Annotated in this window: 21 protein-coding genes; 16 read left to right on the plus strand and 5 right to left on the minus strand. The window is 65.0% G+C overall.

Annotated features, from left to right (window positions below; all coding sequences use genetic code 11):
- Positions 1 to 104, minus strand: a 104-nt coding sequence (locus DBR23_RS30325) for an FAD-dependent monooxygenase (RefSeq protein WP_369882087.1), incomplete at its 3' end; no start/stop codon positions are given.
- Positions 105 to 363: 259 nt separating this feature from the next.
- Between DBR23_RS30325 and DBR23_RS05445 the strand changes: the two genes are divergently transcribed.
- Positions 364 to 1,143 carry an IclR family transcriptional regulator C-terminal domain-containing protein gene (locus DBR23_RS05445; RefSeq protein WP_056066242.1) on the plus strand — a complete coding sequence of 260 codons (780 nt, stop codon included), beginning with the start codon at positions 364 to 366 and terminating at the stop codon, positions 1,141 to 1,143.
- Between the two features lie 100 nt (positions 1,144 to 1,243).
- Here the strand turns inward: DBR23_RS05445 and hemL are convergent, their stop codons facing one another.
- Positions 1,244 to 2,554, minus strand: a complete 1,311-nt coding sequence (hemL, locus tag DBR23_RS05450) for a glutamate-1-semialdehyde 2,1-aminomutase (RefSeq protein ID WP_108497558.1) — start codon at positions 2,552 to 2,554, stop codon at positions 1,244 to 1,246.
- Positions 2,538 to 3,497 (minus strand): bifunctional hydroxymethylpyrimidine kinase/phosphomethylpyrimidine kinase, encoded by a 960-nt coding sequence (locus DBR23_RS05455; RefSeq protein WP_056746881.1) that lies wholly within the window; start codon positions 3,495 to 3,497, stop codon positions 2,538 to 2,540. Before DBR23_RS05455 ends, hemL begins: the two co-directional genes overlap by 17 nt.
- A 115-nt stretch (positions 3,498 to 3,612) precedes the next feature.
- Between DBR23_RS05455 and DBR23_RS05460 the strand changes: the two genes are divergently transcribed.
- The 7 genes from DBR23_RS05460 (at position 3,613) to DBR23_RS05490 (ending at position 15,013) form a co-directional block, all read left to right on the plus strand.
- Positions 3,613 to 3,765 (plus strand): rubredoxin, encoded by a 153-nt coding sequence (locus DBR23_RS05460; protein WP_165836572.1) that lies wholly within the window; start codon positions 3,613 to 3,615, stop codon positions 3,763 to 3,765.
- Positions 3,766 to 3,824: 59 nt separating this feature from the next.
- Entirely contained in the window at positions 3,825 to 4,223 is a 399-nt protein-coding gene (locus DBR23_RS05465) for a PleD family two-component system response regulator (protein WP_005796099.1), read from the plus strand.
- On the plus strand, positions 4,223 to 4,588 hold the full coding sequence (locus DBR23_RS05470; RefSeq protein ID WP_005796104.1) for a PleD family two-component system response regulator: 366 nt from the start codon (positions 4,223 to 4,225) through the stop codon (positions 4,586 to 4,588). Before DBR23_RS05465 ends, DBR23_RS05470 begins: the two co-directional genes overlap by 1 nt.
- Before the next feature lie 15 nt (positions 4,589 to 4,603).
- Entirely contained in the window at positions 4,604 to 5,131 is a 528-nt protein-coding gene (locus tag DBR23_RS05475; protein WP_108497559.1) for a chemotaxis protein CheW, read from the plus strand.
- Between the two features lie 21 nt (positions 5,132 to 5,152).
- Positions 5,153 to 7,441: a methyl-accepting chemotaxis protein gene (locus DBR23_RS05480; protein WP_056746880.1), complete on the plus strand. Its 2,289-nt coding sequence runs from the start codon at positions 5,153 to 5,155 to the stop codon at positions 7,439 to 7,441.
- A gap of 51 nt (positions 7,442 to 7,492) precedes the next feature.
- Positions 7,493 to 13,729, plus strand: a complete 6,237-nt coding sequence (locus DBR23_RS05485; protein ID WP_108497560.1) for an Hpt domain-containing protein — start codon at positions 7,493 to 7,495, stop codon at positions 13,727 to 13,729.
- Positions 13,730 to 13,840: 111 nt separating this feature from the next.
- Positions 13,841 to 15,013 carry a PilT/PilU family type 4a pilus ATPase gene (locus tag DBR23_RS05490; RefSeq protein ID WP_108497561.1) on the plus strand — a complete coding sequence of 391 codons (1,173 nt, stop codon included), beginning with the start codon at positions 13,841 to 13,843 and terminating at the stop codon, positions 15,011 to 15,013.
- 39 nt (positions 15,014 to 15,052) lie between these two features.
- Here DBR23_RS05490 and DBR23_RS05495 read toward each other — a convergent pair whose 3' ends face one another.
- Complete coding sequence (locus DBR23_RS05495; protein WP_199227637.1) at positions 15,053 to 16,537, minus strand: deoxyribodipyrimidine photo-lyase; 1,485 nt, start codon at positions 16,535 to 16,537, stop codon at positions 15,053 to 15,055.
- A 21-nt stretch (positions 16,538 to 16,558) separates the two neighbouring features.
- On the opposite strand from DBR23_RS05495, the gene DBR23_RS05500 reads away from it, so the two are divergent.
- The 7 genes from DBR23_RS05500 to DBR23_RS05530 all read left to right on the plus strand — a co-directional run bounded on the left by DBR23_RS05500 (position 16,559) and on the right by DBR23_RS05530 (position 22,647).
- Positions 16,559 to 17,158: a YqgE/AlgH family protein gene (locus DBR23_RS05500; protein ID WP_015015583.1), complete on the plus strand. Its 600-nt coding sequence runs from the start codon at positions 16,559 to 16,561 to the stop codon at positions 17,156 to 17,158.
- The gene (ruvX, locus tag DBR23_RS05505; protein WP_099729341.1) at positions 17,155 to 17,586 is read left to right on the plus strand and encodes a Holliday junction resolvase RuvX; all 432 of its coding nucleotides are present in this window, start codon (positions 17,155 to 17,157) and stop codon (positions 17,584 to 17,586) included. The genes DBR23_RS05500 and ruvX overlap by 4 nt, the downstream gene beginning before the upstream one ends.
- Positions 17,583 to 18,107 carry a bifunctional pyr operon transcriptional regulator/uracil phosphoribosyltransferase PyrR gene (pyrR, locus tag DBR23_RS05510; protein WP_108497563.1) on the plus strand — a complete coding sequence of 175 codons (525 nt, stop codon included), beginning with the start codon at positions 17,583 to 17,585 and terminating at the stop codon, positions 18,105 to 18,107. The genes ruvX and pyrR overlap by 4 nt, the downstream gene beginning before the upstream one ends.
- A 12-nt stretch (positions 18,108 to 18,119) precedes the next feature.
- Positions 18,120 to 19,082 (plus strand): aspartate carbamoyltransferase catalytic subunit, encoded by a 963-nt coding sequence (locus tag DBR23_RS05515; RefSeq protein ID WP_056066217.1) that lies wholly within the window; start codon positions 18,120 to 18,122, stop codon positions 19,080 to 19,082.
- Between the two features lie 79 nt (positions 19,083 to 19,161).
- Positions 19,162 to 20,457, plus strand: a complete 1,296-nt coding sequence (locus tag DBR23_RS05520; protein ID WP_099729342.1) for a dihydroorotase — start codon at positions 19,162 to 19,164, stop codon at positions 20,455 to 20,457.
- A 33-nt stretch (positions 20,458 to 20,490) separates the two neighbouring features.
- Positions 20,491 to 21,228, plus strand: coding sequence for a 1-acyl-sn-glycerol-3-phosphate acyltransferase (locus DBR23_RS05525; protein ID WP_056066211.1), 738 nt, complete (start codon positions 20,491 to 20,493; stop codon positions 21,226 to 21,228).
- Positions 21,229 to 21,414: 186 nt separating this feature from the next.
- Entirely contained in the window at positions 21,415 to 22,647 is a 1,233-nt protein-coding gene (locus DBR23_RS05530) for a Yip1 family protein (RefSeq protein ID WP_108497564.1), read from the plus strand.
- 84 nt (positions 22,648 to 22,731) lie between these two features.
- Here the strand turns inward: DBR23_RS05530 and DBR23_RS05535 are convergent, their stop codons facing one another.
- Complete coding sequence (locus DBR23_RS05535; RefSeq protein WP_108497565.1) at positions 22,732 to 23,796, minus strand: ABC transporter ATP-binding protein; 1,065 nt, start codon at positions 23,794 to 23,796, stop codon at positions 22,732 to 22,734.
- Positions 23,797 to 24,080: 284 nt separating this feature from the next.
- On the opposite strand from DBR23_RS05535, the gene DBR23_RS05540 reads away from it, so the two are divergent.
- Entirely contained in the window at positions 24,081 to 25,718 is a 1,638-nt protein-coding gene (locus DBR23_RS05540) for an iron ABC transporter permease (RefSeq protein WP_108497566.1), read from the plus strand.
- The last annotated feature ends 67 nt before the right edge of the window (positions 25,719 to 25,785 follow it).

Genomic DNA, 25,785 nt, shown 5'->3' on the forward strand with positions numbered 1-25,785 from the left:
CTGCGCTGCTCGATGATGACGGCGTCAACGCCGGACTTGTGAAGCAACTGACCGAGCAGCAGGCCGGCGGGGCCGGCACCAACGATGGCAACCTGGGTGCGCATGGGAAACCTCTGGGAATGGGGTGGGGGAGATGGGGATACCGAAAACCAGTGGCCTTGAGCGTAGGTTGATCCAGATCAAAGCGATATCCGGCGCTGCCGATTGCGTGCGATCAGTCGATGCTTTGTGCGATGATCGCGCAGTCTCCGGGGTGATGCGGGTGGTCAGGCCCGGTGGTGAGTGCACCGAGTCGCTGCAGGGCCCCGGTAGCCCCGGCGTTAGAACCCCGCTCAATTCCCCGGTCCCCAACCCGTCACCCCCATGGCTTCCACTCCCATCGCCAAGGCAGACTTCATCGAAGGCATGGCCAAAGGCATGGCCGTGCTGGAGAGTTTCGACACCGAGCGCCAGCGTCTGAACGCCACGCTGGCGGCGCAGCGCACCGGCCTCACGCGGGCAGCGGCGCGGCGGCACCTGTTGACCCTGGCGCACCTGGGGTATCTGGAGACGGATGGCAGCTACTTCTGGCTGGCGCCCAAGGTGCTTCGGTTTTCGGGCAGCTACCTCGCGTCTGCCCGGTTGCCGCGCGTGCTGCAGCCCACGCTGAACCGGCTGGCAGCCCAGACCCAGCAGTCATTCTCGGCGGTGGTGCTGGATGGGGATGAGGTGGTGATCGTGGCGCGCAGTGGCGTGTATGGCGCGCCGTCGCGGGTGCTGGCCTATGGCCTGCACCTGGGCGCGCGGCTGCCGGCCCACCCTACGTCCACCGGCCGCGTGTTGCTGGCGGCGCTGCCCCCGGCGGAGTTGACCGCCTGGCTCAAGAACCGGCCCCTGCACCGCCTCACGCCCCAAACCATTACGCAGGTAGGCCCGCTGCGGCAGGTGATCACCAAGGTGCGGCGGGACGACTATTGCCTGGCCGTGGAGGAGCACGAGCTGGGCGTGCACGCGCTGGCTGTGCCGCTGCGCAACCTGCAGGGCCATACGGTGGCGGCGCTCAACGTGGTGGCGTCGCCCAAGCAGATGGACGAGGGCAGCCTGCAGCGCGACATGCTGCCGCTGCTGCAGGAGGCCGCCCGCGAACTGCGCGGACTGCTGTGACTGTCCGCCACAAGCCTCGTCGCCATGAAAAATGGCCCTCGGGAGGGCCATTCGGTGCCAAATTGGCAGGAAGCGCTAGTGCAATATGCGCTGCTAGCTATTATTTTGAGAGCGTCTTGAATACTTCACGCGCAGCAGCCACGGTGGCTGCCACGTCGTCGGCGGTGTGGGCGGCGCTCACGAAGCCCGCTTCATACAAGGCCGGTGCAATGTAGATGCCCCGGTCCAGCAGACCGTGGAACAGCTGGTTGAAGCGCGCGCTGTCGGTTTGGAGCACCTGGGCATAGTTCTGCGGCAGTTCGGGCAGCAGGAAGAAGCCAAACATGCCGCCCTCGCAGTCACCGCAGAACGGCACGCCTTCCGCCGTGGCAGCGGCTTGCAGGCCATCGACCAGCGAGCGGGTGCGGGCCGACAGCGCATCGAAGAAGCCGGGCTTCTTGATCTCGCGCAGCGTGGCCAGGCCACAGGCCGTGGCCACCGGGTTGCCCGACAGCGTGCCCGCCTGGTACACGCCGCCCAGTGGCGCGAGGTGTTCCATGATGGCGCGCGGGCCACCAAAGGCCGCCAGCGGCATGCCACCGCCAATCACTTTGCCCAGCACGGTGATGTCGGGTTGGAAGCCGGGGATGCTCTTGGCGTACACGCTTTGCGCGCTGCCCAGGGCCACGCGGAAACCGGTCATCACTTCATCCAGCACCAGCAGCGCACCGTATTCGGTGCACAGCTCGCGGCAGCGCTGCATGAACGGCACGCTCGCGCGCACCAGGTTCATGTTGCCCGCAATGGGTTCGATCATCACGCAGGCCAGCTCCTTGCCGTGCAGGGCAAAGGCTTCTTCCAGCTGGGCGACGTTGTTGTATTCAAGCACCAGGGTGTGCTGCACCACTTCGGGCGGCACACCCGCGCTGGTGGCATTGCCAAACGTGGCCAGGCCCGAGCCGGCCTTGACCAGCAGCGAGTCGGCATGGCCGTGGTAGCAGCCTTCAAACTTGATGAACTTGCTGCGGCCCGTGGCGCCACGGGCCAGGCGGATGGCGCTCATGCCCGCTTCGGTGCCCGAGCTGACCAGACGAATCATCTCCATGGACGGCACCAGGCTCAGGATCTCCTCGGCCAGCTCGACTTCGCGCTCGGTGGGGGCGCCAAAGCTGAAGCCTTCGAGCGCAGCCTTCTGCACCGCGTCGAGCACGGCGGGGTGGCCGTGGCCGAGGATCATCGGGCCCCAGGAGCCGATGTAATCAATGAAGCGCTGGTCGTTCGCATCCCAGAAGTAGGCGCCTCGCGCGCGCTTGACGAAGCGGGGTGTGCCTCCGACCGCCTTGAAGGCCCGCACGGGCGAGTTCACGCCTCCGGGGATCAGCGCCTTGGCGCGTTCGAACAGGGGAATATTGAGATCAGTGCTTGGTGTCATGGGGTGGCATCACAAAACCCTCCAGGGCCTGTGTTTCATCAATCGTGGTTTCTTCTTCGTCGCCGTCAGTCTCGTCGTCCTCGGGCTGTGCCCAGAACATGCGGTCGGGCACGATGTGCCCCATGCCGGGGCGAAAGCCCGCGTCCAGGCAGCGGTCGAGGTAACCCAGCGCTTCGCTGGTGGCTTCTCCCAAGTCGTTGCCGCTGGCCACCAGGGCAGTGAGTGCGGCCGAGAGCGTATCGCCCGCGCCCGAGAAGGTGGCGTCAAACAGCTCGAACTTGCCACTGCCCAGCACGGTCTGCGGCGAGGCCAGCACGTTCTCGACGAACTGCTCGGGCAAGGGGATGCCAGTGACCAATGTGTAGGGCACGCCCATCTCGGACGCTGCGCGGGCAATGTCCCGGGCGGTGGGGCTGCGCTCGCCCGTCCAGTCAGGCAGCAGCCAGCGCCACAGGGTGCTGTGGTTTCCAACCAACACCGAGGTCTGGGGCAGCAGCAGCTCGCGGAAGGCGTCGAGGTACTCGTCGATCAGCTCGTCACGCCACCAGGACAGGTTGGGCATGTAGGCGATCACGGGGACTTCGTCATAGTCGGTCGTGATCTCGGCAATGGTGCTGATGTTCTCGGGGCTGCCGACAAAGCCGACCTTGATGGCCTGTACGGGCAGGTCTTCCAGCACGGCCCGCGCCTGCTCGGACACAGCCTCGTCGTCGAAGCTGAAGTGGTCAAAAATCTGAGCGGTGTCGCGGGCATAGGCCCCGGTGACCACGGCGATCGGATGTCCGCCGACCGAGGCGATGGTGGTGATGTCGGCGGTCAGTCCGCCGGCTCCGCTGGGGTCGCTGGCATTGAACACCAGCACACAGGCCGGGCTCGCTTCCTCCGCGTCATCGTCGTCAATATCTGGGATTTCTGGGGGGGGAAGGGAGGCTTTGATGGTCATGGACCAGATCCTGCTGGAGGGGTGGCACGGAAGCTGCAGGCCGCGGAGATCACTAGATACAATCGTTGCATTCTATGTGAAGGCCCTTTAAGCTGTGACCGACTTTAAAACTTGGATGTGTTTGATTTGCGGCTGGATTTATGACGAGGCTGAGGGGTCTCCCGAACACGGCATTCCACCCAACACCCCATGGGATCAGGTCCCGATGAACTGGACCTGCCCAGAATGTGGCGCCCGCAAGGAAGATTTCGAGATGGTCCAGATCTGAGGCGCTCCAGCACCTATCGCTGCTGCGTTGTTTATTTTCTCCATCGGGAGCAGTGACAATTGACTACAACAGGCGCATCTTTCAAAGTGCTCGTGGTGGATGACAGCAACACCATCCGTCGAAGCGCCGAGATTTTTCTCAAGCAGGGGGGGCACGAAGTCTTGTTGGCCGACGACGGCTTTGATGCTTTGGCCAAAGTCAACGATTACCAGCCTCAGCTGATTTTCTGCGACATCCTCATGCCCAAGCTCGACGGGTACCAGACCTGCGCCATCATCAAGCGCAACGCCCGTTTCGCAGATACCCCGGTGGTGATGCTGTCCTCCAAGGACGGAGTGTTCGACAAAGCGCGTGGGCGCATGGTCGGCTGCCAGGAATATCTCACCAAGCCGTTTACCAAAGACCAGCTGTTGCAGGCAGTGCAGCAGTTTGGCAATTCCCAACAAGGAGCCATGTAATGCCCATTCAGAAAGTATTGGTCGTCGACGACTCGAAGACCGAGTTGATGTTTTTGACGGACCTGCTTCAGAAAAAAGGCATGCAAGTCCGTACCGCAGAAAATGCCGAAGAGGCGTTTCGCCGTCTGGCCGAAGAAAAGCCTGACCTCATCCTGATGGATGTGGTGATGCCGGGCCAAAACGGGTTTCAGCTCACGCGTGCCATTACCCGCGACCCCCTTTACGCTGATGTGCCCATCATCATGTGCACCAGCAAGAACCAGGAAACCGACCGTGTCTGGGGCATGCGCCAGGGTGCGCGCGGCTACATCACCAAGCCGGTGGATCCCGCAGAGCTGCAGGCCAAAATTGACGCTCTGAACTGAGGCAGCGGCGCGCTCATGGCAAACCGCGAAGCCCTACGGGAGCTCCAGACCCGACTTGCCAGCCGTTTGCAGGCTGCAAGGTCCGAAGGTACGTCTGTGTCCTCCTGGCTGGCTGTAGAGTCCGTCGGGAATTTCTATTTGCTGCCCCTGGGGCAGTCCGGGGAGATCTTCCCCTGGGTATCGGTGCAGGCCGTGCCTTACACCCAGAGCTGGTTTCTGGGAGTGGCCAACCTGCGAGGTGGCCTGGTGGGGGTGGTGGATCTGGCCGGGTTGCTGGGGTCCACCGCAGCACGCACCGAGCAAGCCCTGTCCGAGGCCAGTCTGCTGGCATTCAATGCGGCGCTCGACGTTAATGCTGCCTTGCTGGTGGACCGCCTCGCCGGTCTGCGCGGCACGGATGCGTTTGTGTCGTCCGAGCCGCCCGCCGAGGATTCACCCAGCTTCTTCGGCACCACCTATATCGATTCCAGTGGCACACGCTGGCAGGAGCTGAACTTGCAGATCCTGTCCCAACATCCCGCTTTCCTGAGCATCAGTGCTTGAGTTTTTCTGTAAGGCTGCACCATGTCCGTCGTCAATCAATTTGGAAAACTGTTCAACCGGAAACCCGCCACGCCTGACACCGGCGCAGCCACCGGCGCGACCGACGATGGGCAGGATCTCCTGGCCACGGGGGCTCTGGATGGTTCGCAACTGCGCGACTCCTACCAGGCCGAAGCCATGAACAGCGTCCAGGGCGATCCCGACGGCTACACGCCCGAGCTGACCGCGCCCGAGGCCGAAGAAGACCTCATCAGCCTGCCCCTGCTGGGCCGCTCGACCGCTGCCGGCCATCAGCGCCGACTGCTGGCCTTGCTGGCCGTGGGTGTGGTGGTGCTGGCGCTGATTGCCGGTTGGGTGCTGCAGCAGGCCGACCGTTCCGCACAGCAATTGGCTGCTACCGGCCAGTCGCTGATGCAGTCGCAACGTCTTGCCAAGTCGGTGTCGCAGGCGCTGGTGGGTAGCCCACAGGCCTTCCCGGACGTGGTGGAAAGCTCTGGCGTGCTGGCCCGCAACGTGCGCGCCCTGAATGCCGGTGACAACGAGCTGGGTGTGCAGTCGCTGGGTGAGCCCTTCAAGCCCGATCTGGACGCCGTCAACCCCCTGATGGAGCGCGCTGAGCGCAACGCCAGCGTGGTGATGGGTCAGCAAAAGATCCTGACGCAGGTGGGTGACGCTCTGCGCACCATCAACCGCCAGTCGTCCGACCTGCTGGAAATCGCTGAAACGGTCTCCTCGCTCAAGCTGCAACAAAATGCGCCCGCTGCCGAAATCTCCGCCGCAGGCCAGCTGGTGATGTTGACTCAGCGTATCGGCAAGTCTGCCAACGAGTTCCAGACCATGGAAGGCGTGAGCCCTGAGGCAGTGTTCCTGTTGGGCAAGGACTTGAACTCCTTCAAGGAAATCGCGCAGGGCCTGCTGGAAGGCAGCCCCGAGTTGCGCCTGTCGGCCACCAAGGACGCGCAGACCCGCGAACAACTGGAAGCGCTGATCAAGCTGTACGAACAGACCCGGACCCAGGCCAGCGCGATTCTGGGCAACCTGCAAGGTCTGGTGTCTGCCCGCGAAGCACAGTCCGCCATCATTGCCGACAGCGAACCACTGCGCCGCCAGCTGGAAGGTCTGCAGAGCAAGCTGTCCGCCCAGACCGGTCTGGGCGCCGGCCAGTTCGCCGCTCTGGCGCTGGCAGGCTTGTTCGTGCTGCTGTGCGGTATCGGCATTTCGCGCGTCCAGCTGCTGGACAGCCGTGGTCGTCAGGCAGCTGCTGAAAACCAGCAACGCGACGCCAAGCGCCAGGAGCAGGAAGCCAAGCGCGTCAACGACGCCAACCAGGCCGCCATTTTGCGTTTGATGAACGAACTGCAGTCGGTCGCTGAAGGTGACCTGACGCAAGAAGCCACCGTGACGGAAGACATCACCGGCGCCATTGCCGACTCGGTGAACTACACGGTGGAAGAGCTGCGCCAACTGGTGGGCAGCGTGCAGAACACGGCGACCCGCGTGGCGCAGACGACTGCCCAGGTGGACAACACCTCGACCGAACTGCTGGCGGCATCGACCGAGCAGCTGCGCGAAATCCGCGAAACCGGCCGCTCCGTTCTGGACATGGCGACCCGCATTAACGAGGTGTCTACACAAGCGCAAGAGTCCGCCACGGTGGCCCGTCAGTCGCTGCAAGCCGCGGACTCGGGTCTGCAGGCCGTGCAGAACGCCATCGGCGGTATGAACTCCATCCGTGACCAGATCCAGGACACCTCCAAGCGGATCAAGCGCCTGGGTGAATCTTCGCAGGAGATCGGTGAAATCACCGAGCTGATTTCTGATATTACCGAACAGACGAACGTGCTGGCTCTGAACGCTGCCATCCAGGCTGCATCCGCCGGTGAAGCCGGTCGCGGCTTCTCGGTGGTGGCGGAAGAAGTGCAGCGTCTGGCTGAACGTTCGGCCGATGCGACGCGCCAGATTTCTGCCCTGGTGAAAGCCATTCAGACCGATACCCAGGATGCCGTGGCTGCTATGGAGCGCTCCACGCAGGGGGTGGTGGAAGGGGCACGCCTGTCCGACAGCGCTGGTACCGCGCTGACCGAGATTGACCGCGTGTCGCGCCGTTTGGCCGAACTGATTGAGCAGATTTCGTCTTCGACTTCCCGGGAAGCTGTTCTGGCCAACGAAGTGGCCGACAACATCCAGCACATTTTTGCGGTGACCGAGCAGACGGGTGAAGGTACCCGCACCACAGCGCAACAGGTGCGCGAGCTCTCGCACATGGCCGAGGAACTGCGCCAATCGGTGGCACGTTTCAAGATCGCCTGACGCAGCAGTTAGTCATCAACCAGCTGGCTCATTGCAGCCGGGGACGAATCCATGTCATCTATTGATGTCAACAATGCACCGGCCGCCGACGGGACCCAGGGAGATCAGGACCTGGGTCCTTTGGCTTGGGTGCTTGACGAGCTGCGCAAATCGCTGGACGGTGCTGTCAAGGCGATGCGGCGCTTTGTGCGTGATGCCGAGGTAGCACGCGAGTCCGATCTGGCGGCTTTGGACGCTGGCCCCCTGCGCATTGCGCGCCAGCAACTGCACCAAGCCTGTGGTGCGCTGGAAATGGTGGGCATGGGTCCTCCGGCGCTGGTGTTGCGGTCCATGGAATCGGCGGTGCAGAAGTTTGTTCAGCGCCCCGAGACCTGCAGCGATGACGCTGCCGCCGTGATCGAGCGCGCCAGCTTTGCGCTGATCGAATATCTGGAAACCGTGCTGGCGGGCAAAGCCGTATCGCCCGTGGCCCTGTTTCCGCAGTACCGCGATGCCCAGGCATTGGCAGGCGCTGACCGTGTTCATCCCGCTGACTTGTGGCCGGTAGAGCGCCGTTTCCGTGAACCCGAAGGTGCGGTGTCGCGCCCACCTCTGCCCTACGGTCCCGAGGCGCGGGCGCGGCTGGATGCAGCTGTGCTGCGCATCGTCAAGGCGGGGGACCTGAAGGCCGCCCTGAGCCTGCGCGACACCTGCCTGGGCTTTGTGGCCGCACAAACAGATCGGCAGGCGCGTGCGTTCTGGAAAATTTGCGCGGGTTTCTTCGATGCGTTTGGCTCGGGCCTTTTGCTGCCAGATGTGTACGTCAAGCGCGTGGCATCCCGTGTGCTCATGCAGTACGCCACGTTGGCCAAGGGCGATCCGACGATCGCCGACCGGCTGGTGCAGGACCTGCTGTTCTTCTGCTCGCAGGCCAAGGTGGCCGATCTGGCAGAGGACGCAGCGCCCTCATTGCGTGCTGTCCGTCAGGCCTTTGCGCTGGACCGCTTCAAGCCGGTGGACTACGAGACTGCCCGCTTCGGACGTTTTGACCCGGCGGTGTTGACGCAGGCGCGTAAGCGCATTGCCTCGGCCACGGAAACCTGGTCTGCCCTGGCGGGTGGCGACCGCAACAAACTCAAGCCAGCGGCAGACCAGTTCAGCCTGGTGTGCGATTCGCTGCGCAAGCTCCATCCGGGCAGTGAGAACCTGGCGCAGGCGCTGACGCGTGCCCTGGATTCAACCACCCGGTCGGGCGAACCCCCGTCGCCCGCATTGGCGATGGAAGTGGCTACCTCCGTGCTGTACCTGCAGGCAGCTTTTGAAGAGTTGGACACGGCAGACGAACAGATGGAAGCCCGCGCCAGCCGTCTTGCAGAGCGTCTGGATGCGGTCACGGCGGGTGCCGAACCCGAACCCCTTGAACAATGGATGGAAGAGCTGTACCGCCGGGTCAGCGACAACCAGACCATGGGCAGCGTGGTCGATGAGCTCCGGGTGACCCTGGGCGAGGCCGAAAAGGCCATGGACCAGTTTTTCCGCAACCCGAAGGACACTGGTGTGCTGGCGACTGTGCCCGGGCATCTTGCGCAGATGCGCGGCGTGCTGTCGGTGCTGGGGCTGGATCAGGCATCACTGGCGGTGGTCCGCATGCGCGACACGGTGGAGCGCCTGCTGATCAACGAGGTGCCCGAAGAAGAACGCCAAAGCGCGTTTGAAAAACTGGGCAACAGCCTGGGCGCATTGGGTTTCCTGATCGACATGCTGAGCTATCAGCGCACCATGGCGCGCAAGCTCTTTGTGTACGACGAAGAACTGGGCGAACTGCGCATCCTCATGGGTAAAACCCGTGCGCGCGCCTCTGATGCTGTGGAAGAAGCGCCTGCCAAGCTGGAAGAGCGTTCTGCCACCTTGGTGCCAGACGTGATTCCCCGCTTTCCGGTGCAGGAGCCTGTCAGCGAGCCCACGGACTTTGCACCGTTCCCTGATTTTGAGTCGGCCCCCGCAGCCGATGCCAGCGTGGCGCCAGAGCCCGCAGGCCTGGCCCCGGATATCTCCTTTGACGTTCCCGCCGTTGCCGCGCCCGTACCGCTGGAAGCAGCTTCTCCGGCGGCTGCGCCCGCTCCAGTGCCCGATGTCGAAGATGAACTGCTCGACGTGTTCCTCGAAGAGGCACGCGAAGTGGTGGTCAACGGCTTGGCTGCCATTGAGCAGCTGCGGGGTGAACCTGGTGACCTGAGCGAGCAGACCACACTGCGCCGTGCGTTCCATACGCTCAAGGGCAGCTCGCGCATGGTGGGGCTGAATGACTTTGGCGAAGCAGCCTGGTCGATGGAGCAGGTGCTCAACGTCTGGCTGGCCGAACAAAAGCCCATGCAGCCGACCTTGTTGCAGTTGTCCACCGACGCACTGCATGCTTTCAGCAGCTGGGCAGACGACATCGCCGCAGGCCGCGCGACGGGCTGGGACCCTGAGTCCTTCCGCCGGTCGGCAGACGCCATGCGCCTGGATGGCACGCTGGTACCGCTGGCGATGCCATCGGGTGGCGGTATGGCGCCCGAGCCTACAGCACCACAGGCCGCGCCAGAGCTTGCCGAGGCCGCGCCAGAGCCGGTGGATGCCCTCTCCGCCGAAGTGCTCAGCGAAGAACTGACGGTGCCGGATTTCCAGGCCACCGAGATCTCCGAGCATGTGCCCGAACAGCCCGTCGAGAGCGCCAACGCTGCCCCGGAAGTGGCCGAGGAGATCGACTTCTCGGTGTTCACTGCAGCTTTGAACGAGTCTGCCCACGAACCTGCACCTGTGGTCGATCCGTCCAGCGTGGACTTTGTCCTCGACCTGGAGCTGCCTGACCTGGAACCTGTGTCTGCGGAAGCGCCTTTGCCAGCAGTGGATCACGCAGAACCTGTCGATGCGCCGCTGCAAGCGCCCGCAGGCGCCCTGGGCGACGAACTATTGCTGCCAGAAGACCTGGTGCTCGATGCCGCCGAACCGCAAAACGCGGTGGATACAGAGGTCCGCATTCCTTCGGATGGGTTGGAGGCCCTGGACGTGGCTGAGCTGGAGAAGCTGCTGGAGGCCGAGTCGGCCGAGGCTGCCGAACTGCTAGCACCTGCCCCCGAGGACGTGGCTGTGGCCGGTTCCGAAGCGTTGCCAGACGACCTGATCGCTGAAGTGGAGCCCGCGCAAGAAGTGGCGCATCTGCTCGATGCCCTGCCGCAGGAAGAAGGCGGCAGCGACGATGCGGTGAAGGTCATCGACACGCTGCGCATCGGTATCCCGCTGTACAACGTGTACCTGAATGAGGCCGATGAATGGTCTCGTCGCTTGGTGACCTGTTTGCAGGAATGGGCGCTGGAACTGCATGAGCCGCTGCCTGACACGGCCGTGGCCCTGTCGCACTCGCTCGCCGGCAGTTCGGCCACGGTGGGCTTCACCGCGCTGTCCGAAATGGCCCGCGTGCTGGAGCACACGCTGCAGCATGTGCAGCTGCAGTCGGGTGGCACCGAAGAGCAGGCGGCAGCGTTCATGGCTGCAGCGGAAGACATCCGTCGCCTGTTGCACCAGTTTGCTGCCGGGTTCCTCAAAGAGCCGAGCCCGGAAGTGCTGGCCCAACTGCGCCAGATTCTGGAAACCGAGGTGGTCAGCACCCAGTCTCCACCCGAGGAAGATGCGCAGGCCTACCTCGACGCCGCAGAGCAGGAAGCGTCCGAAGTTGCTGCGGCCGAGTTGGCACCTGAGCCGGTGGCGGAGGTACCCGTGGTGGCTGCAGAGCCTGAGGCTTTTGCACCGGCTGTGCCTGCCCCCGTGGTGGGCCATGTGGCGCCCGCGCTGTCTGCAGTCATCCACGACCACGATCAGCACATTGACGATGCCATCGCGCACGCCATTGCCTCGATCCCGGACGCGGACGACGACATCGATGCGATCGACGTCATCGACCCTGACCTGTTCCCCATCTTCGAGGAAGAGGCGGCCGAGTTGCTGCCCCAGCTCGGTGGTGCGTTGCGCCAATGGGCGTCGCGCCCCGACAACCTCAGCGCCCGCAGCGAAGTATTGCGAGCCCTGCACACGCTCAAGGGCAGTTCGCGACTGGCCGGGGCGATGCGCCTGGGCGAAATGGCCCACCGGCTGGAATCTGCGATCGAGCAGCTGGACGCAGAAACCGTCACGGCCGACCAGATTGAGCCGTTGCAAGGCAGTTTCGATGGACTGCAAGCCAACTTCGAGGCGTTGCGTGCCATTGGTCAGAGTCCTTCCGACACGGTGGTTACTCTGCCGGTCGAAGCCACGCCCGCCTTGCGTGCCAATGTGGTGGATGCGGCCGCAGCCTCCGTCCCCTCGGCGGCAGCATCTTCTGCCAAGCCGCTGGCGATAACGGCTCCGGCCGTGCGCCTGCCAGGACCATCCCAGCTGGCGCCCCTGCGAGTGGCAGCCAACCAGTCGGTGCGCGTGCGTGCACAGCTGCTGGACCGCCTGGTCAACCAGGCGGGCGAGGTGATGATCAGCCGTTCGCGCCTGGACGCGCGCCTGGGCCAGTTCCGCAGCTCACTCACCGATCTGTCGGGCAATCTGGACCGCTTGCGCCAGCAGTTGCGCGACATCGAGGTGCAGGCCGAATCTCAGATGCAGTCGCGTCTGGCGCTGTCCAAGGACTCTGCTGCGGGCTTCGATCCGTTGGAGTTCGACCGCTTCACACGGGTGCAGGAGTTGACCCGCATGATGGCCGAGTCGGTCAATGACGTGGCCACGGTGCAGCGCAATCTGCAACGCGCCATGGAAGGCGCTGAAGATGACTTGATTGCCCAAGGCCGCCAGGCGCGTGAGCTGCAGCGGGATCTGCTGCGCACACGTATGGTGGAGTTCGAGGGGATTGCCGAGCGCTTGTACGCGGTGGTGCGCCAGGCCTCGAAGGAAACCGGCAAGCAGATCAAGCTGGACATCACCGGCGGCTCCATCGAAATGGACCGTGGCGTGCTGGACCGCATGACGCCCGCCTTCGAACATTTGTTGCGCAATTGCGTGGCCCACGGCATTGAAGAGCCTGAAGTGCGCACGGCGGCCGGCAAGCCAGCGTCGGGCACCATCACGGTGGACCTGCACCACGAAGGCAATGACGTATCGGTCGAGTTCCGCGATGACGGAGCGGGTCTGAACCTGCCGCGCATTCGCGAAAAGGCCGTGTCTCAGGGCATCGTGGAGCCCGGCGTGGAGCTGAGCGATGCGGATGCGGCCAACCTGATCTTCATGCCAGGCTTCTCGACGGCCTCCGAAGTGACTGGTCTGGCAGGGCGGGGCATCGGCATGGACGTGGTGCGTGCTGAGATCAATGCGCTGGGCGGTCGCATCGAAACCTCCACCGAGGCGGGCAAGGGTGCGGCATTCCGCATGGTGCTGCCGTTGACCACCGCAGTGACGCAGGTGGTGATGCTGCGCTCGGGTGATCTGGCAATCGGCGTTCCAGCCAACGTGGTCGAGATCGTCCGCCGCACCTCGGCCCCTGACTTGGCAGAGGCTTACCGTACCGGCGTGTTTGACGACGGCATGGAGAAGATCCCGTTCTTCTGGTCGGGAGCCTTGCTGCAGTCGTCCACCCGCAGCACCGAACCGGCGGGCAAGACCCGCCCGGTGGTGATCTTCCGAAGCGCTGCCCAGCGCGTGGCGATGCACGTGGACGAAGTGCTGGGCAACCAGGAAGTGGTGGTGAAGAACCTGGGGCCGCAGTTGTCCCGTCTGCCGGGTCTGGCGGGCATGTCCGTGCTGGCATCGGGTGCCGTGGTGCTCATCTATAACCCGGTGGCCTTGGCCACGGTGTATGGCGACCAGGTGCGTGCGGCCAGTGCCGACATGGCACCAGCGCCCGACACCCCCGCCGCAGGCGGCACGGGTAAGGCCGTCGTGTCTCAGCAGTTGTCGGGACCGAGTCAGGTGCCGCTGGTGCTGGTGGTGGACGATTCCATCACCGTGCGCCGCGTGACGCAGCGTCTGCTGCAGCGCGAAGGCTACCGTGTGGCCCTGGCGGCCGATGGCCTGCAGGCGCTGGAGCGTCTGCAGGAAGAACGCCCGACGGTGGTTCTGTCCGACATCGAAATGCCGCGCATGGACGGCTTCGATCTGGCGCGCAACATCCGGGCAGACGGTGCCTTGCGTGATCTGCCCATCATCATGATCACCTCGCGGATTGCTGAAAAGCACCGCGAGCACGCGATGGAGCTGGGGGTGAACCACTACCTGGGCAAGCCATACTCGGACGAAGAGCTGCTGAGCCTGATCCAGCACTACGCCCGCATCGCTGCAGCGGCTGAGGCCTGACACGATGCTGGCCCACTCCCGACCCTGCAAGTCAGCCTGGGTCGGGAGTGTTCTCTTGTTGCCTTGCCTTGTGGTGTCCTGTGCATGGACAGGGCGGACCGAGTCTCCGTGATGGACCCGCTGGCACCATCCCCTTCCCCCGATCCCCGGCTGCTGGCCTGCCTGGCCCTGGTAGCGCGCGAGCGGGCTTCGGACCTGTTTTTGCTGGCAGGCGCTGCGCCCACGATCAAGCGGCAGGGTGCCTTTGTCCCCATCACACAGCAAGTCCTGGTGGCCGATGATGTGCGGCATATGGCCTATTCCATCTTGCGGGAGGCCCAGCGCAAGGAGTTCGAGACGACGATGGAGTGCGACCTCTCGCTGCAGACCGCCGACGGGGAGCGCTTTCGCGTGAACGTGCACATGCAGCGGGGGCAGGTCGGCATGGTGATCCGCCATGTGATAGCGCGGATCCCGACGCTGGAAGAACTGGGGTTGCCGCCCGTGCTCCAGCGGCTGGCGTTTCTCAAAGGGGGGCTGGTCTTGACGGTGGGCTCGGCAGGCTCGGGCAAGACCACCACGCTGGCCGCACTGCTGGACCATCGCAACACGCACACTGGCGGGCACATCCTCACGGTAGAAGACCCCATCGAATACCTGCACAGCCACAAAAAATCCCTGGTGACGCAGCGCGAGGTGGGTCTCGACACCCTGTCGTATGACGAGGCGCTACGCCGTGCCATGCGTGAGGCGCCCAACGTGATCATGATTGGGGAGATCCGCGACCGGGCCACCATGCAGCACGCGCTGCACTACGCCGAATCCGGCCACCTGTGTGTGTCCACTCTGCACGCCAACAACGCCAACCAGGCCGTGCAGCGCATCGTCAACTTCTTCCCCGAGGATGCGCACCGCCAGCTGCTCATGGACCTGTCGCTCAACCTGCGCGCCGTGGTTGCGCAGCGGCTGGTCCAGGGGCTTGCGGGCCATCTGGTGCCCGCCACCGAGATCATGCTGCTGACGCCCTATGTGGCAGAGTTGATTCAGAAGGGGCAGATCGACGAACTCAAGACCGCCATCACCCGCAGTGGTGAGCAGGGCATGTGGAGCTTTGACCAATCGCTGCTGGGCATGGTGGAGACCGGTGCGATATCGCCCGAAGAAGCCATCGCTAACGCCGACAACCGCACCGATGTGCGTTTGCGACTGCGGCTGGCCGCCGGTGCCTCGCTGGGCGGTGAGGGCATGCAGATGGCGCCGGAGGAGACCCCGCCGGACGACCCGCCGCCCACGGCGCATCACTAGCGCTCGGCGACCTGCTTGAGTCTGTGGGTCCGTGTGTTGTTACCCTGCAGCTGTCTTCACCACGGCATACCGCTCCAACGTGCGTTGTCGTGCGGCATCGTGCTCCACCACGGGTAAGGGATAGGTGTCTCCCAGGCGCACGCCCGCTTCCTGCAGTTCCAGCGGGCGCGCCAGCCAGGGGGCGTGGAGTGCCTTGGTGGGGAGCGCTGCGAGCTGGGGTAGGTAACGGCGGATGAATTTGCCCTCCGGGTCGAACTTCTCGCTCTGGCTCACCGGGTTGAAGATGCGGAAATAGGGCTGGGCATCACACCCGCTGGAGCTGGCCCACTGCCAGCCGCCGTTGTTGGCGGCCAGGTCGAAGTCATTGAGGTGCGTGGCAAAGTAGGCCTCGCCCCGCCGCCAGTCAATGCCCAGGTCTTTAACCAGAAAGCTGGCCACCACCATGCGCAGGCGGTTGTGCATGTAGCCCGTCTGGTTGATCTGCGCCATGGCGGCATCCACCAGCGGGTAGCCGGTGCGGCCCTCGCACCAGGCGGCAAACAGGGCATCGGCCTCGGGGCCGGTCTCCCAGGCGATGGCGTCGTAGGCCGGTTTGAAACTTTGGCCCACCACATGCGGGTGGTGGTGCAGGATCTGGAAGTAGAAGTCCCGCCAGATCAGTTCGCTGAGCCAGGTCGTGGCGCCCGGGTTGCCCTCCAGCATCAGGCTGTGCGCCGTGCGCGCCAGCAAGCGCGGCGAGATGGTGCCAAAACGCAGGTGCACGCTCAGGTAGCTGGGCCCTTTCACCGCTGGAAAGTTGCGCGTGTCCTCATACCGCTCGATGCGGCCGAGAAAATCGTCGAATAACTGCTGTGCGCCCTGGGCGCCGGTGGGCAGGCGCAGCTGGGACAGCGCTGTGGGCTCAAACCCGAGGTCCTGCAAAGTGGGCACCGGCTGGCAATAGGCTTCCGGTCGGGCGGCCAGATGGTGGGCGTGGCGCTCCACCGGATAGCTCTTGAGCTGGAACACATCGATCTTCTTGAGCCATGCATTCTTGTACGGTGTGAACACGCTGTACGGGTTGCCGGTCTGCGTTAGCACCTCGCTGCGCTCGAGCAGGGTATGGTCCTTGAACGTATGGAAGGCCTTGCCTGCAGCCGCCACGCGCGTGCGCACCAGGCGGTCGCGGTCCAGCGCCTGGGGTTCGTCATCGTGGTTGGCAAAGACCGCCTGCACGTCCAGGGCGTTGGCCAGTGCCGGAATGGCATCGCTGGCCACCGCGTGCCACACGATGAGGCCTCCCCTTTCATGCCCCGAAAGTGCGCGCAGGGTTTCATCTAGCTCCACCAGCGACTCCCGGATGAACTCCACCCGCCGGTCGGCGCGGGGCAGGGCATCGAGGATGTCCTTGTCGAAGACAAAAGTGCAGAACACCTGCTCGCAGCGCGTCAGCGCGTGGTACAGGGCCGCCTGGTCGTGGGCACGCAGATCGCGGCGGAACCAGACCAGGCCACGGGAGTAAGTGGGCTCGGGGGAGGGGGGCATGTTCACCGTTAAAATTGCGGGATGTCTTTCGATTCTGCGCCCATCAACCTGACGCATCACTTCCTGATCGCGATGCCCGGCCTGGAAGATGAGTCTTTTGCGCGCAGCGTCGTCTATCTGTGTGAGCACAGCGAACGCGGTGCGCTTGGCCTCATCATCAACAAGCCCACCGATATCACCCTCAAGGGCCTGTTTGACAAGGTGGACCTGTCGCTGCGCCGCGAGGACCTCACCAAAGAGCCCGTTTTTCAGGGCGGCCCGGTGCAGACCGAGCGCGGATTTGTGCTGCACGAACCCATGCTCATGGACAAGGGGGAAACCGACGAGTCGGCCTACGCCTCCACCATGACCATCCCCGGTGGCCTGGAGATGACCACCTCCAAGGACGTGCTCGAAGCCCTTTCCACTGGCGCAGGTCCCCGCCGCGTGCTCATCACGCTGGGGTATTCGTCCTGGGGCGAGGGTCAGTTGGAGTCTGAGCTTGCCGAGAACGCCTGGCTCACGGTGGCCGCCGATCTGTCGGTGATCTTCGACACGCCCGTGCCCGAGCGGTACGACCGGGCCCTGTCGCTTCTGGGCTTGCAGGCCTGGATGCTGTCGCCCGAGGCGGGGCACGCATGACTGGCGCGCCCGCTCAGTCCATCCAGCCGCCAGCCGTTCCTGCGCATTTCCAGACCTTTCTTGCTTTTGACTTTGGGCTCAAGCGCACGGGCGTGGCCTCGGGCAACCGCATGCTCAAGAGCGCCACACCCCAGCGCACCATCCAGGCCGAGGGCGACGCCCGTTTTGCCCATGTGGCCGAGCGCATCAAGGAATGGCAGCCCGATGCGCTGGTGATCGGTGTGCCCTACCACCCCGACGGCGCGGCCCACGAAAACACCGCGCGTGCTCTCAAGTTCGGACGCCAGTTGCGCGGGCGCTTTGGCTTGCAGGTGTTCGAGGTGGACGAGCGCTACAGCACCACCGAAGCCATTGCAGGTGGTGCCAAGGATGCCGACGCGGCCTCGGCCTGCATCATCCTGGAACAGTTTTTGAGGAATCTCCCATGACCACCCCATCCCCTGGAATGTCCGGTAGCTTGGTGCTAGACGCCGAGGCGCTGTACCGCGAACTGCTGCGCGGCGTGCGCAGCATGTTGACCCCCACCACGCGCCTGGCGGGCATCGCCTCCGGTGGCGCCTGGCTGGCCGAGCGCCTGCAAAAAGACCTGGGCCTGGAAGGCCCGGCCGGTGTGTTGTCATCGGTGATGCACCGCGACGACTTCGCCCAGCGTGGCCTGTCGGCCAGTGCGCAGACCGTGCTGCCGTTTGACGTGAACGGCGCCGACGTGCTGGTGCTCGACGACGTGCTCTACACCGGCCGCACCATCCGCGCCGTGCTCAACGAGCTCTTCGACTATGGCCGCCCCGCCAGCGTGCGCCTGGCCGTGCTGGTGGACCGTGGCGGGCGCGAGCTGCCCGTGCAGGCCGACTTTGCTGCTGCCCGGGTGGCCCTGCCAGTCGCCCATTCGCTGGCCCTGGCGCGTGGCGACAGCGGCACCTTCCAATTTCAAGTCCAAGACAAAGACTAAAGAGGCCTGACCGTGCTGCACAAGCGCAATCCCCAACTCAACGGCAACGGCGAACTCATCCACCTGCTGTCCATCGAGGGCCTGCCGCGCGACATCGTCACGCACATCCTTGACACGGCCGCCAACTTCGTCAGCGTCAACGACCGCGAAGTCAAGAAGGTGCCCCTCTTGCGCGGCAAGAGCGTGTTCAACCTGTTCTTCGAGAACAGCACGCGCACCCGCACCACGTTCGAGATCGCGGCCAAGCGCCTGTCGGCCGACGTGATCAACCTGGACATCGCGCGCAGCTCGGCCAGCAAGGGTGAGTCGCTGCTCGACACCATCGCCAACCTGAGCGCGATGGCCGCCGACCTGTTCGTGGTGCGGCACAGCGAGTCCGGCGCGCCTTACCTGATCGCGCAGCACGTGGCGCCGCATGTGCACGTGATCAACGCCGGCGATGGCCGCCATGCCCACCCCACGCAGGGGCTGCTGGACATGTACACCATCCGTCACTACAAAAAGGACTTCAGCAACCTCACCGTGGCCATCGTGGGCGACGTGCTGCACTCGCGCGTGGCGCGCTCGGACATCCACGGCCTGACCACCTTGGGCTGCGCCGAAGTGCGTGTGGTGGGGCCGCGCACCCTGGTGCCGTCGGACATGGCGCAAATGGGCGTGCGGGTGTGCCACACGCTTGAAGAGGGCATCAAGGACGCCGACGTGGTCATCATGCTGCGCCTGCAGAACGAGCGCATGAGCGGTGCGCTGCTGCCTTCCAGCCAGGAGTATTTCAAGAGCTTCGGCCTCACGCAGGAAAAGCTGCAACTGGCCAAGCCCGACGCCATCGTCATGCACCCCGGCCCCATCAACCGTGGCGTGGAGATCGACTCCGCCGTGGTCGATGGCAAGCAGAGCGTGATCCTGCCGCAGGTGACCTTCGGCATCGCGGTACGCATGGCTGTCATGTCCATCGTCGCAGGGAACGAGGCGTGACCTTGAGGATGAATACTCCTGTTTTCATAGCTGCTCGTGCTTATCAATCAAGCGCTAGCAGCCAATTTGGCTTGAAATCATGAAGATACTGATCCAGAACGGCCGTGTGATCGACCCCGCCTCGGGCCTTGACCAGACCTGCGACATCGCGCTGGCGGCGGGCCGCATCGTGGGGGTCAACCGCGTGCCGCCCGACTTTGCGCCCAACCGCACCATCAACGCTGCTGGCTGCATCGTGTTGCCCGGCCTGGTGGACCTGGCCGCGCGCCTGCGCGAGCCCGGCCACGAGCACGAAGGCATGCTTGAATCCGAAATGGCCGCCGCTGTGGCCGGTGGTGTGACCAGCCTGGTCTGCCCACCCGACACCGACCCGGTGCTTGACGAACCCGGCCTGGTGGAGATGCTCAAGTTCCGCGCCGAGAAGCTGCACCAGTCGCGACTGTTCCCGCTGGGCGCGCTCACGCGCAACCTCGCTGGCGAGGTGCTGACCGAGATGGCCGAGCTGACCGAATCCGGCTGCGTGGGCTTTGGCCAGGCCGAGGTGCCGCTGGCCAGCACCCAGGTGCTGCAGCGCGCGCTGCAGTACGCCGCCACCTTTGGCTACACGGTGTGGTTGCGCCCGCAAGAGATGCACCTGGGCAAGGGCGTGGCTGCCAGCGGTGCGCTGGCCACGCGGCTGGGCCTGTCGGGCGTGCCCGTGGCGGCCGAGACGATTGCGCTGCACACCATTTTTGAACTGCTCAAGACCACCGGCGCGCGCGTGCACCTGTGCCGCCTGAGCAGCGCTGCGGGCGTGGAGCTGGTGCGCCGCGCCAAGGCCGATGGCCTGAAGGTCACCGCCGATGTCAGCATCAACTCGCTGCACCTCACCGAAAACGACATCGGCTTCTTCGACAGCCGCGCGCGCCTGACGCCGCCCCTGCGCCAGCAACGTGACCGCGACGCCCTGAGCGCGGCGCTGCTCGACGGGACCATCGATGCGCTGGTGTCCGACCACACCCCGGTGGATGAAGACGCCAAGACCCTGCCGTTTGCCGAAGCCGAGCCCGGCGCCACGGGTCTGGAGCTCCTGCTGTCGCTGGCGCTCAAGTGGTCGCAAGACAGTGGTGTGCCTTTGCAGCGCGCGCTGGCAGTGGTCACGGCAGAGCCCGCACGCGTGCTGGGCAACGCGCTGGGCACCTTGCAGGCCAGCGTCGGCCAGATCGTGGAAGGCGGCGTGGGCGACCTCTGCATCTTCGACCCGCAGGCAGCGTGGACGGTGCAGGACGACGCGCTCGCCAGCCAGGGCAAACACACGCCGTTCTCGGGCTACGAGCTGCCCGGCCGCGTGCGCATGACCCTGGTCGGCGGACAGGTCGCTTTTGACCGCAGCTGAGACGGCGCGACGCTGCGATAGCAAGGCCCGGCCGTGAAGTTCCTGCGCGCCAGTTGGCGCCTCTTGCGGCTGCTGGGCCACATTGCCAAGGGCCTGTGGATTGTGGCGCTGCGGTTTCCGGCGCTGTCGCCCGACCAGCAGCACGCCCGCGTGCAGGTGTGGTCGCTGGAGCTGCTGGCCCATGCGGGCATCAGCCTGCGCATCCTGGGGCAGCCCCCGGTGACTGGCCCGGTGATGCTGGTGGCCAACCACATCTCGTGGCTCGACATCCCGGTGATGCATGCGGCGCGGCACTGCCGTTTTGTCTCCAAATCCGACGTGCAGGCCTGGCCGCTGATCGGCACCCTGGCCACGGCGGCGGGCACGCTCTACATCGAACGCAGCTCACGCCGCGATGCGCTGCGCATGGTGCGCTCGATGCAGGAGGCGCTGGAGCGCGGCGAGGTGCTGGCCGTGTTCCCCGAAGGCACCACGGGCGACGGGCGCGAGATGCTGCCCTTCCACGCCAACCTGCTGCAGGCCGCCGTGGCTGCAAAGGCGCCCGTGCAGCCCGTAGGCCTGCGCTTTGCCGACAAGGCCACGGGCGCCACCAGTTTTGCTCCCAGCTACATCGGCGACGAAACCCTGGTGGGCTCGATCTGGCGCACGCTCAGCGCCCCGCCCATCGAGGCCGTGGTGCACTACGGCCCCCCGGAGCTGGCAGGCGAGCGCGACCGCCGCACCTGGACGCAGCACCTGCACGACACGGTCGATCAGCTGCGCAAGGCCTGAGAACGCACACAGGATCCCTGGGTTCCCAACGAGCTGTCTTTGTGCGGCAAAAGCGTGCATATTCCACGCTTTGGGCCCTGCAGGTGGTCGTCCAGGTGGTCTGCCCGGCGCAATGTCCCGTATCGTCCGCGCTTTCCATTTGCCTGCGGTTCATCGCAGGCCTTTGCACACTGCCGGGAGGGCACCATGAACCTGATTGAACGCGCCAAAAGCATTCTTCTGCAACCCAAGGAGGCCTGGGCCACCATCGATGCGGAGGCCACCGACACCGCCACCCTGTTCACCCGCTACGCCATGATCCTGGCCGCCATTCCGGCGGTCTGCGGTTTCATCGGCATGTCGCTGATCGGCTTTGGCGGTTTTGGGGTCACCATCCGCGTGCCTTTTGTCTCCGGGCTGGTGAACATGGTCGTGTCATACGGGTTGAGCCTGGTGGGCTTGCTGGTGCTCGGTTTCATCATCGATGCGCTGGCGCCCACCTTCGGCGGGCAAAAGAACGCCATCCAGGCACAGAAGGTGGCGGTGTACGCCAGCACGGCCGCTCTGCTGGGCGGAGTGTTCAGCCTGCTGCCATCGCTGGCCATGCTGGGCCTGCTGGCGGCGGTGTACTCCATCTACCTGCTCTACACCGGCCTGCCTGTGCTCATGCGCAGTGCGCCCGAAAAGTCGGTGGGCTACACGGTGGTGGTCATCATTGCTGCCATCGTGATGGGGGTGGTCATCGGTGCCGTCAGTGCGCTGTTCATACCGCGCAGCGGGGCGCTGTTTGGCGGTGCCGATGCCCCTGCCATCACCATGAACACGCCCAGTGGAAAGGTGTCCATCGACACCGCCGGTCTGGAAGCTGCCGGCAAGAAGATGGAAGAAGCCGCCCGCAAGATGGAAGAGGCCCAGAAGAGCCAGGACCCGGCCGCCATCGCAGCCGCCACGGGCGATGCCGCCAAGGCCGCTGCGGGTGTGCTGGGTGGTGGTCAGGCCATTGCGGCCCAGTCGCTCAAGGCGGCTCTGCCCGAGAAGCTGGCGGGCCTGCCCCGCACGGGTTTTGATGTGCAGGACGGTGCCGCCCTGGGCTTGCCCACCAGCCAGGCCAGCGCGCAATACGGTAACGACGACAAGCAGCTGCGCCTGGAGATCGTGGACGTGGGCGGCCTGGGGCAGATGGCGGTGATGGCCATGGGCATGGCGCAGGGCGAGAAAGAAGACCAGACCAGCGCCGAAAAGACCTGGCAGGAAGGTGGTCGCACGCTGCACCAGCGCTACGACAAGGATGGCAGCCACGCAGAGTTCAAGACCATCCTGAAGAACGGCCTTGTGGTCAGCATCGAGGGCGACAAGATCGGCGTGAAAGAGCTGCGGGGCCTGATGTCGCAGGTGGACCTGAACGGGCTGGAAGGCCTGCAGCGCAAAGGCAAGTCGTGAGCGGAAGGGTAGTTGCTATTGATTCAATAGCTATTCAGGCATATTCGACTGGCGCATCCGGCCGATTTTGATCCCAACACCGCCTCAGCCACGCGGAAACGTCACCACGTGGTCCACCTGGGCACGGATGCCGATCCACTCGCCCAGCGCGTGGTCGTGGTGGCTGGGCACATGGGCCAGCACCGTGTGGCCACTGGCCAGGCGCAGGGTGTACAGAAACTCCGACCCCCGGAACGACTTGCGTACGATTTGCGCTTGCACGGGCGCGTGGTCGTCGTGCACGATGTCGTCGGCGCGCAGCAGCACATCACATTCACCCGCGGGGTAGCTGCTGGGCAGGGGGCACTCATCCAGGTCGGTCAGGTCGCCCAAAGGTGTTTGGGCCACCACGTTGTTGTCGCGCTGCACCAGCGTGGCGGGGGCAAACACGCCGTGGCCGATGAAGTCGGCCACAAACCGCGTGGCGGGGCGGTGGTACAGGGTGTATGCATCGTCCCACTGGTGCAGGTGGCCTTCGTTCATCACACCGATCACATCGCCGATGGCAAACGCCTCGAACTGGTCGTGCGTCACAAACAGCGCCGTGGCGCCTGCGGCCTTGAGAATGCCGCGCACCTCGTGTGCCAGGCGCTCGCGCAGGTCCACGTCGAGGTTGGAAAACGGCTCGTCCAGCAGCATGAGCTGGGGACGCGGCGCCAGCGCACGCGCCAGCGCCACACGCTGCTGCTGGCCGCCAGAGAGTTCGTGCGGGTAGCGGTGCTCGCTGCCCGTCAGGCCCACCAGCTGCAGCACCTCAGCCACCCGCGCGGCCTGCTCGGCCTTGGGCAACTGGTGGATGCCAAACGCCACATTGCGGCCCACCGACAGGTGCGGGAACAGCGCGTAGTCCTGGAACACCATGCCGATACGGCGCAGCTCGGGTGGCACGCTCAGGCGAGCGCTGCTGACCACGCTTTTGGTGAGGCGGATCTCCCCCCCCGTCACGGGCTCCAGCCCGGCCACGGCGCGCAGCAGGGTGGTCTTGCCGCAGCCGGAAGGGCCGATCAGTACGCCGATGTCACCCGCTTTCAGGCTGAGCGTGACGCCTTGCACGGCGGCCTGTGCGCGGCCTGCGTAGTGCACTTCGAGTTGGGAGACCTCAAGAAACATATCTATGCATTTTAGGCGGGGTGGGGTGAATGCTTAAAATTCGCATTTGCATTCCTGGGTGCTGGTGTAGTGTTGCGCGCTGGATGGCACATTGAGAACCGGTGGATTTTTGGTCAGGGCAAGGCGCAAACCACAGCGATACCCGAAGGTATCGCGAGGATTTGCAACGCAGCCCTGGCCGAAAAGACGCGGTTTTTAAGTGCCAGATAGCGTGCAACACTGCACTAGGGTGCCCATGCCTTTCGGCAGGTGTGCGCTTTCTTTCCTCTGCCGAGCCCATCGCCTTGCGCCGCACGCCGTCTTCTGTCTTTCGCAGCATCCCGCTGATCCTGTTTGCAGGCTTTCTGGCCTTGCCGGTGCTGGCAGTGCTAGCGTCGTGGCTGCCGTTCTCGCCCACCGGGCAGGGCGATGCGCAGACGGGCGCCATCCTGCGCGAAATGGCAGCCACGGTGCTGCCCGGCTATGTGTGGACCACGCTGTGGCTCAGCGTGCTGGTAGCGTTGGGCGCGGCCGTGGTGGGCACGCTGGCGGCTGCGGCTGTGACGCTGTTCGACTTTCCGGGCCGCCGCACCTTTGAATGGCTGCTGCTGTTGCCGCTGGCGATGCCCGCCTACGTGACGGCCTACGCCTACACCGACTTTCTGCAGTTCAGCGGGCCGCTGCAGGTGGGCCTGCGCAACACCTTCGGCCTGGAAGGCCGCCTGCTGCCCGAGGTGCGCAGCCTGGGCGGCGCGGTCTGGGTGTTCATCTTCTCGCTCTACCCCTACGTGTACCTGCTGGCGCGCACGGCCCTGGGTGAGCGTGCTGCCCACCTCATGGAGGCCGCACGCCTGCTGGGTGCACCGCTGCCGCGCCGCATCCGCGCCGTGGCCTTGCCGCTGGCACGCCCGGCCGTGGCGGCTGGCGTGGCGCTGGTGCTGATGGAAACCCTGGCCGACTTTGGCGTGGCCAGCTACTTCGGCATCCAGACCTTCACCACGGGTATCTACAAGGCCTGGCTTTCCATGGACAACCGCCTGGCCGCCGCGCAGTTGGCGACCATGCTGCTGGTGGTGGTGATGGCGCTGCTGCACCTAGAGCACCGCGCGCAAAAGCGCATGCGTTTTGCCACCGGCGGCGGGCGCGCTGGCTCGGCCGAGGCGCAGCCGCTTCGGCTCCAGGGTGCGCGCCGGTGGGCCGCCTGGGTGGTCTGTTCGGTGCCGGTGGTCATGGGTTTTGTTGCCCCGGTGGTCTTCATGCTGCGGCCGCTGGCGGCCGACTGGTCGGTGCTGCCGTGGGAGCGGTTCATGGAATGGGCTTGGCACAGCGTGCGCTTAGGATGCATCACTGCGGCGTTGGCCGTCGCCATCGCGCTCGCCCTGGCTTTTGCAGTGCGCCGCCAGCCCGACGCCATCACGCGTGGCGTGGTGCAGCTGGCCAGCGTGGGTTATGCCGTGCCGGGCGCCGTCATCGTGGTGGGGCTGTTGTTGCCCGTGGGCTGGCTGCAGGCGGCCATGCCGCAGTGGGGTGTGGGCGCGCTGGTCACGGCCACGGCCTTTGGCATTGTGTGGGCCTACTTGGTGCGGTTTTGTGCAGTCGCCCTGCAATCCATGCAGAGCGGCTACGCGCGGATTCCGCCCAGCCTGGACGACTCTGCCCGAATGCTGGGCATGGGCAGCGCAGGCCTGCTGGCGCGCGTGCACTGGCCGCTGCTCAAGCGCTCTACCGCCGCCGCAGCGCTGCTGGTGTTTGTGGATGTGATGAAGGAGCTGCCCGCCACCATGGTGCTGCGCCCCTTCAACAGCGACACCCTGGCCGTGGTGGCCTACCAGCTGGCACGCGACGAGCGCCTGGGCGAGGCGGCATTGCCGTCGCTGGCGTTGGTGGCGGTGGGGCTGGTGCCGGTGATTTTGCTCAGCCGCACATTGCGCAGCCGGGCGTAGTGCCAGACTGCAAAGCCACCGAGGCAGGGGGAGGCGGGGGGGGGGGCCGATGGTGAACGGTCTCGCC

The sequence above is a fragment of the Acidovorax sp. HMWF018 genome, assembly GCF_003061035.1.
Taxonomy (GTDB): domain Bacteria; phylum Pseudomonadota; class Gammaproteobacteria; order Burkholderiales; family Burkholderiaceae_C; genus Acidovorax; species Acidovorax delafieldii.

What these genes read in the sequence shown, in the direction of transcription:
- DBR23_RS05445 (WP_056066242.1), top strand. Translation starts at nt 364, where the DNA reads ATGGCTTCCACTCCCATCGCCAAGGCAGACTTCATCGAAGGCATGGCC.
- hemL (WP_108497558.1), bottom strand. Translation starts at nt 2,554, where the DNA reads ATGACACCAAGCACTGATCTCAATATTCCCCTGTTCGAACGCGCCAAG.
- DBR23_RS05455 (WP_056746881.1), bottom strand. Translation starts at nt 3,497, where the DNA reads ATGACCATCAAAGCCTCCCTTCCCCCCCCAGAAATCCCAGATATTGAC.
- DBR23_RS05460 (WP_165836572.1), top strand. Translation starts at nt 3,613, where the DNA reads ATGTGTTTGATTTGCGGCTGGATTTATGACGAGGCTGAGGGGTCTCCC.
- DBR23_RS05470 (WP_005796104.1), top strand. Translation starts at nt 4,223, where the DNA reads ATGCCCATTCAGAAAGTATTGGTCGTCGACGACTCGAAGACCGAGTTG.
- DBR23_RS05475 (WP_108497559.1), top strand. Translation starts at nt 4,604, where the DNA reads ATGGCAAACCGCGAAGCCCTACGGGAGCTCCAGACCCGACTTGCCAGC.
- DBR23_RS05480 (WP_056746880.1), top strand. Translation starts at nt 5,153, where the DNA reads ATGTCCGTCGTCAATCAATTTGGAAAACTGTTCAACCGGAAACCCGCC.
- DBR23_RS05485 (WP_108497560.1), top strand. Translation starts at nt 7,493, where the DNA reads ATGTCATCTATTGATGTCAACAATGCACCGGCCGCCGACGGGACCCAG.
- DBR23_RS05490 (WP_108497561.1), top strand. Translation starts at nt 13,841, where the DNA reads ATGGACCCGCTGGCACCATCCCCTTCCCCCGATCCCCGGCTGCTGGCC.
- DBR23_RS05495 (WP_199227637.1), bottom strand. Translation starts at nt 16,537, where the DNA reads ATGCCCCCCTCCCCCGAGCCCACTTACTCCCGTGGCCTGGTCTGGTTC.
- DBR23_RS05500 (WP_015015583.1), top strand. Translation starts at nt 16,559, where the DNA reads ATGTCTTTCGATTCTGCGCCCATCAACCTGACGCATCACTTCCTGATC.
- ruvX (WP_099729341.1), top strand. Translation starts at nt 17,155, where the DNA reads ATGACTGGCGCGCCCGCTCAGTCCATCCAGCCGCCAGCCGTTCCTGCG.
- pyrR (WP_108497563.1), top strand. Translation starts at nt 17,583, where the DNA reads ATGACCACCCCATCCCCTGGAATGTCCGGTAGCTTGGTGCTAGACGCC.
- DBR23_RS05520 (WP_099729342.1), top strand. Translation starts at nt 19,162, where the DNA reads ATGAAGATACTGATCCAGAACGGCCGTGTGATCGACCCCGCCTCGGGC.
- DBR23_RS05530 (WP_108497564.1), top strand. Translation starts at nt 21,415, where the DNA reads ATGAACCTGATTGAACGCGCCAAAAGCATTCTTCTGCAACCCAAGGAG.
- DBR23_RS05535 (WP_108497565.1), bottom strand. Translation starts at nt 23,796, where the DNA reads ATGTTTCTTGAGGTCTCCCAACTCGAAGTGCACTACGCAGGCCGCGCA.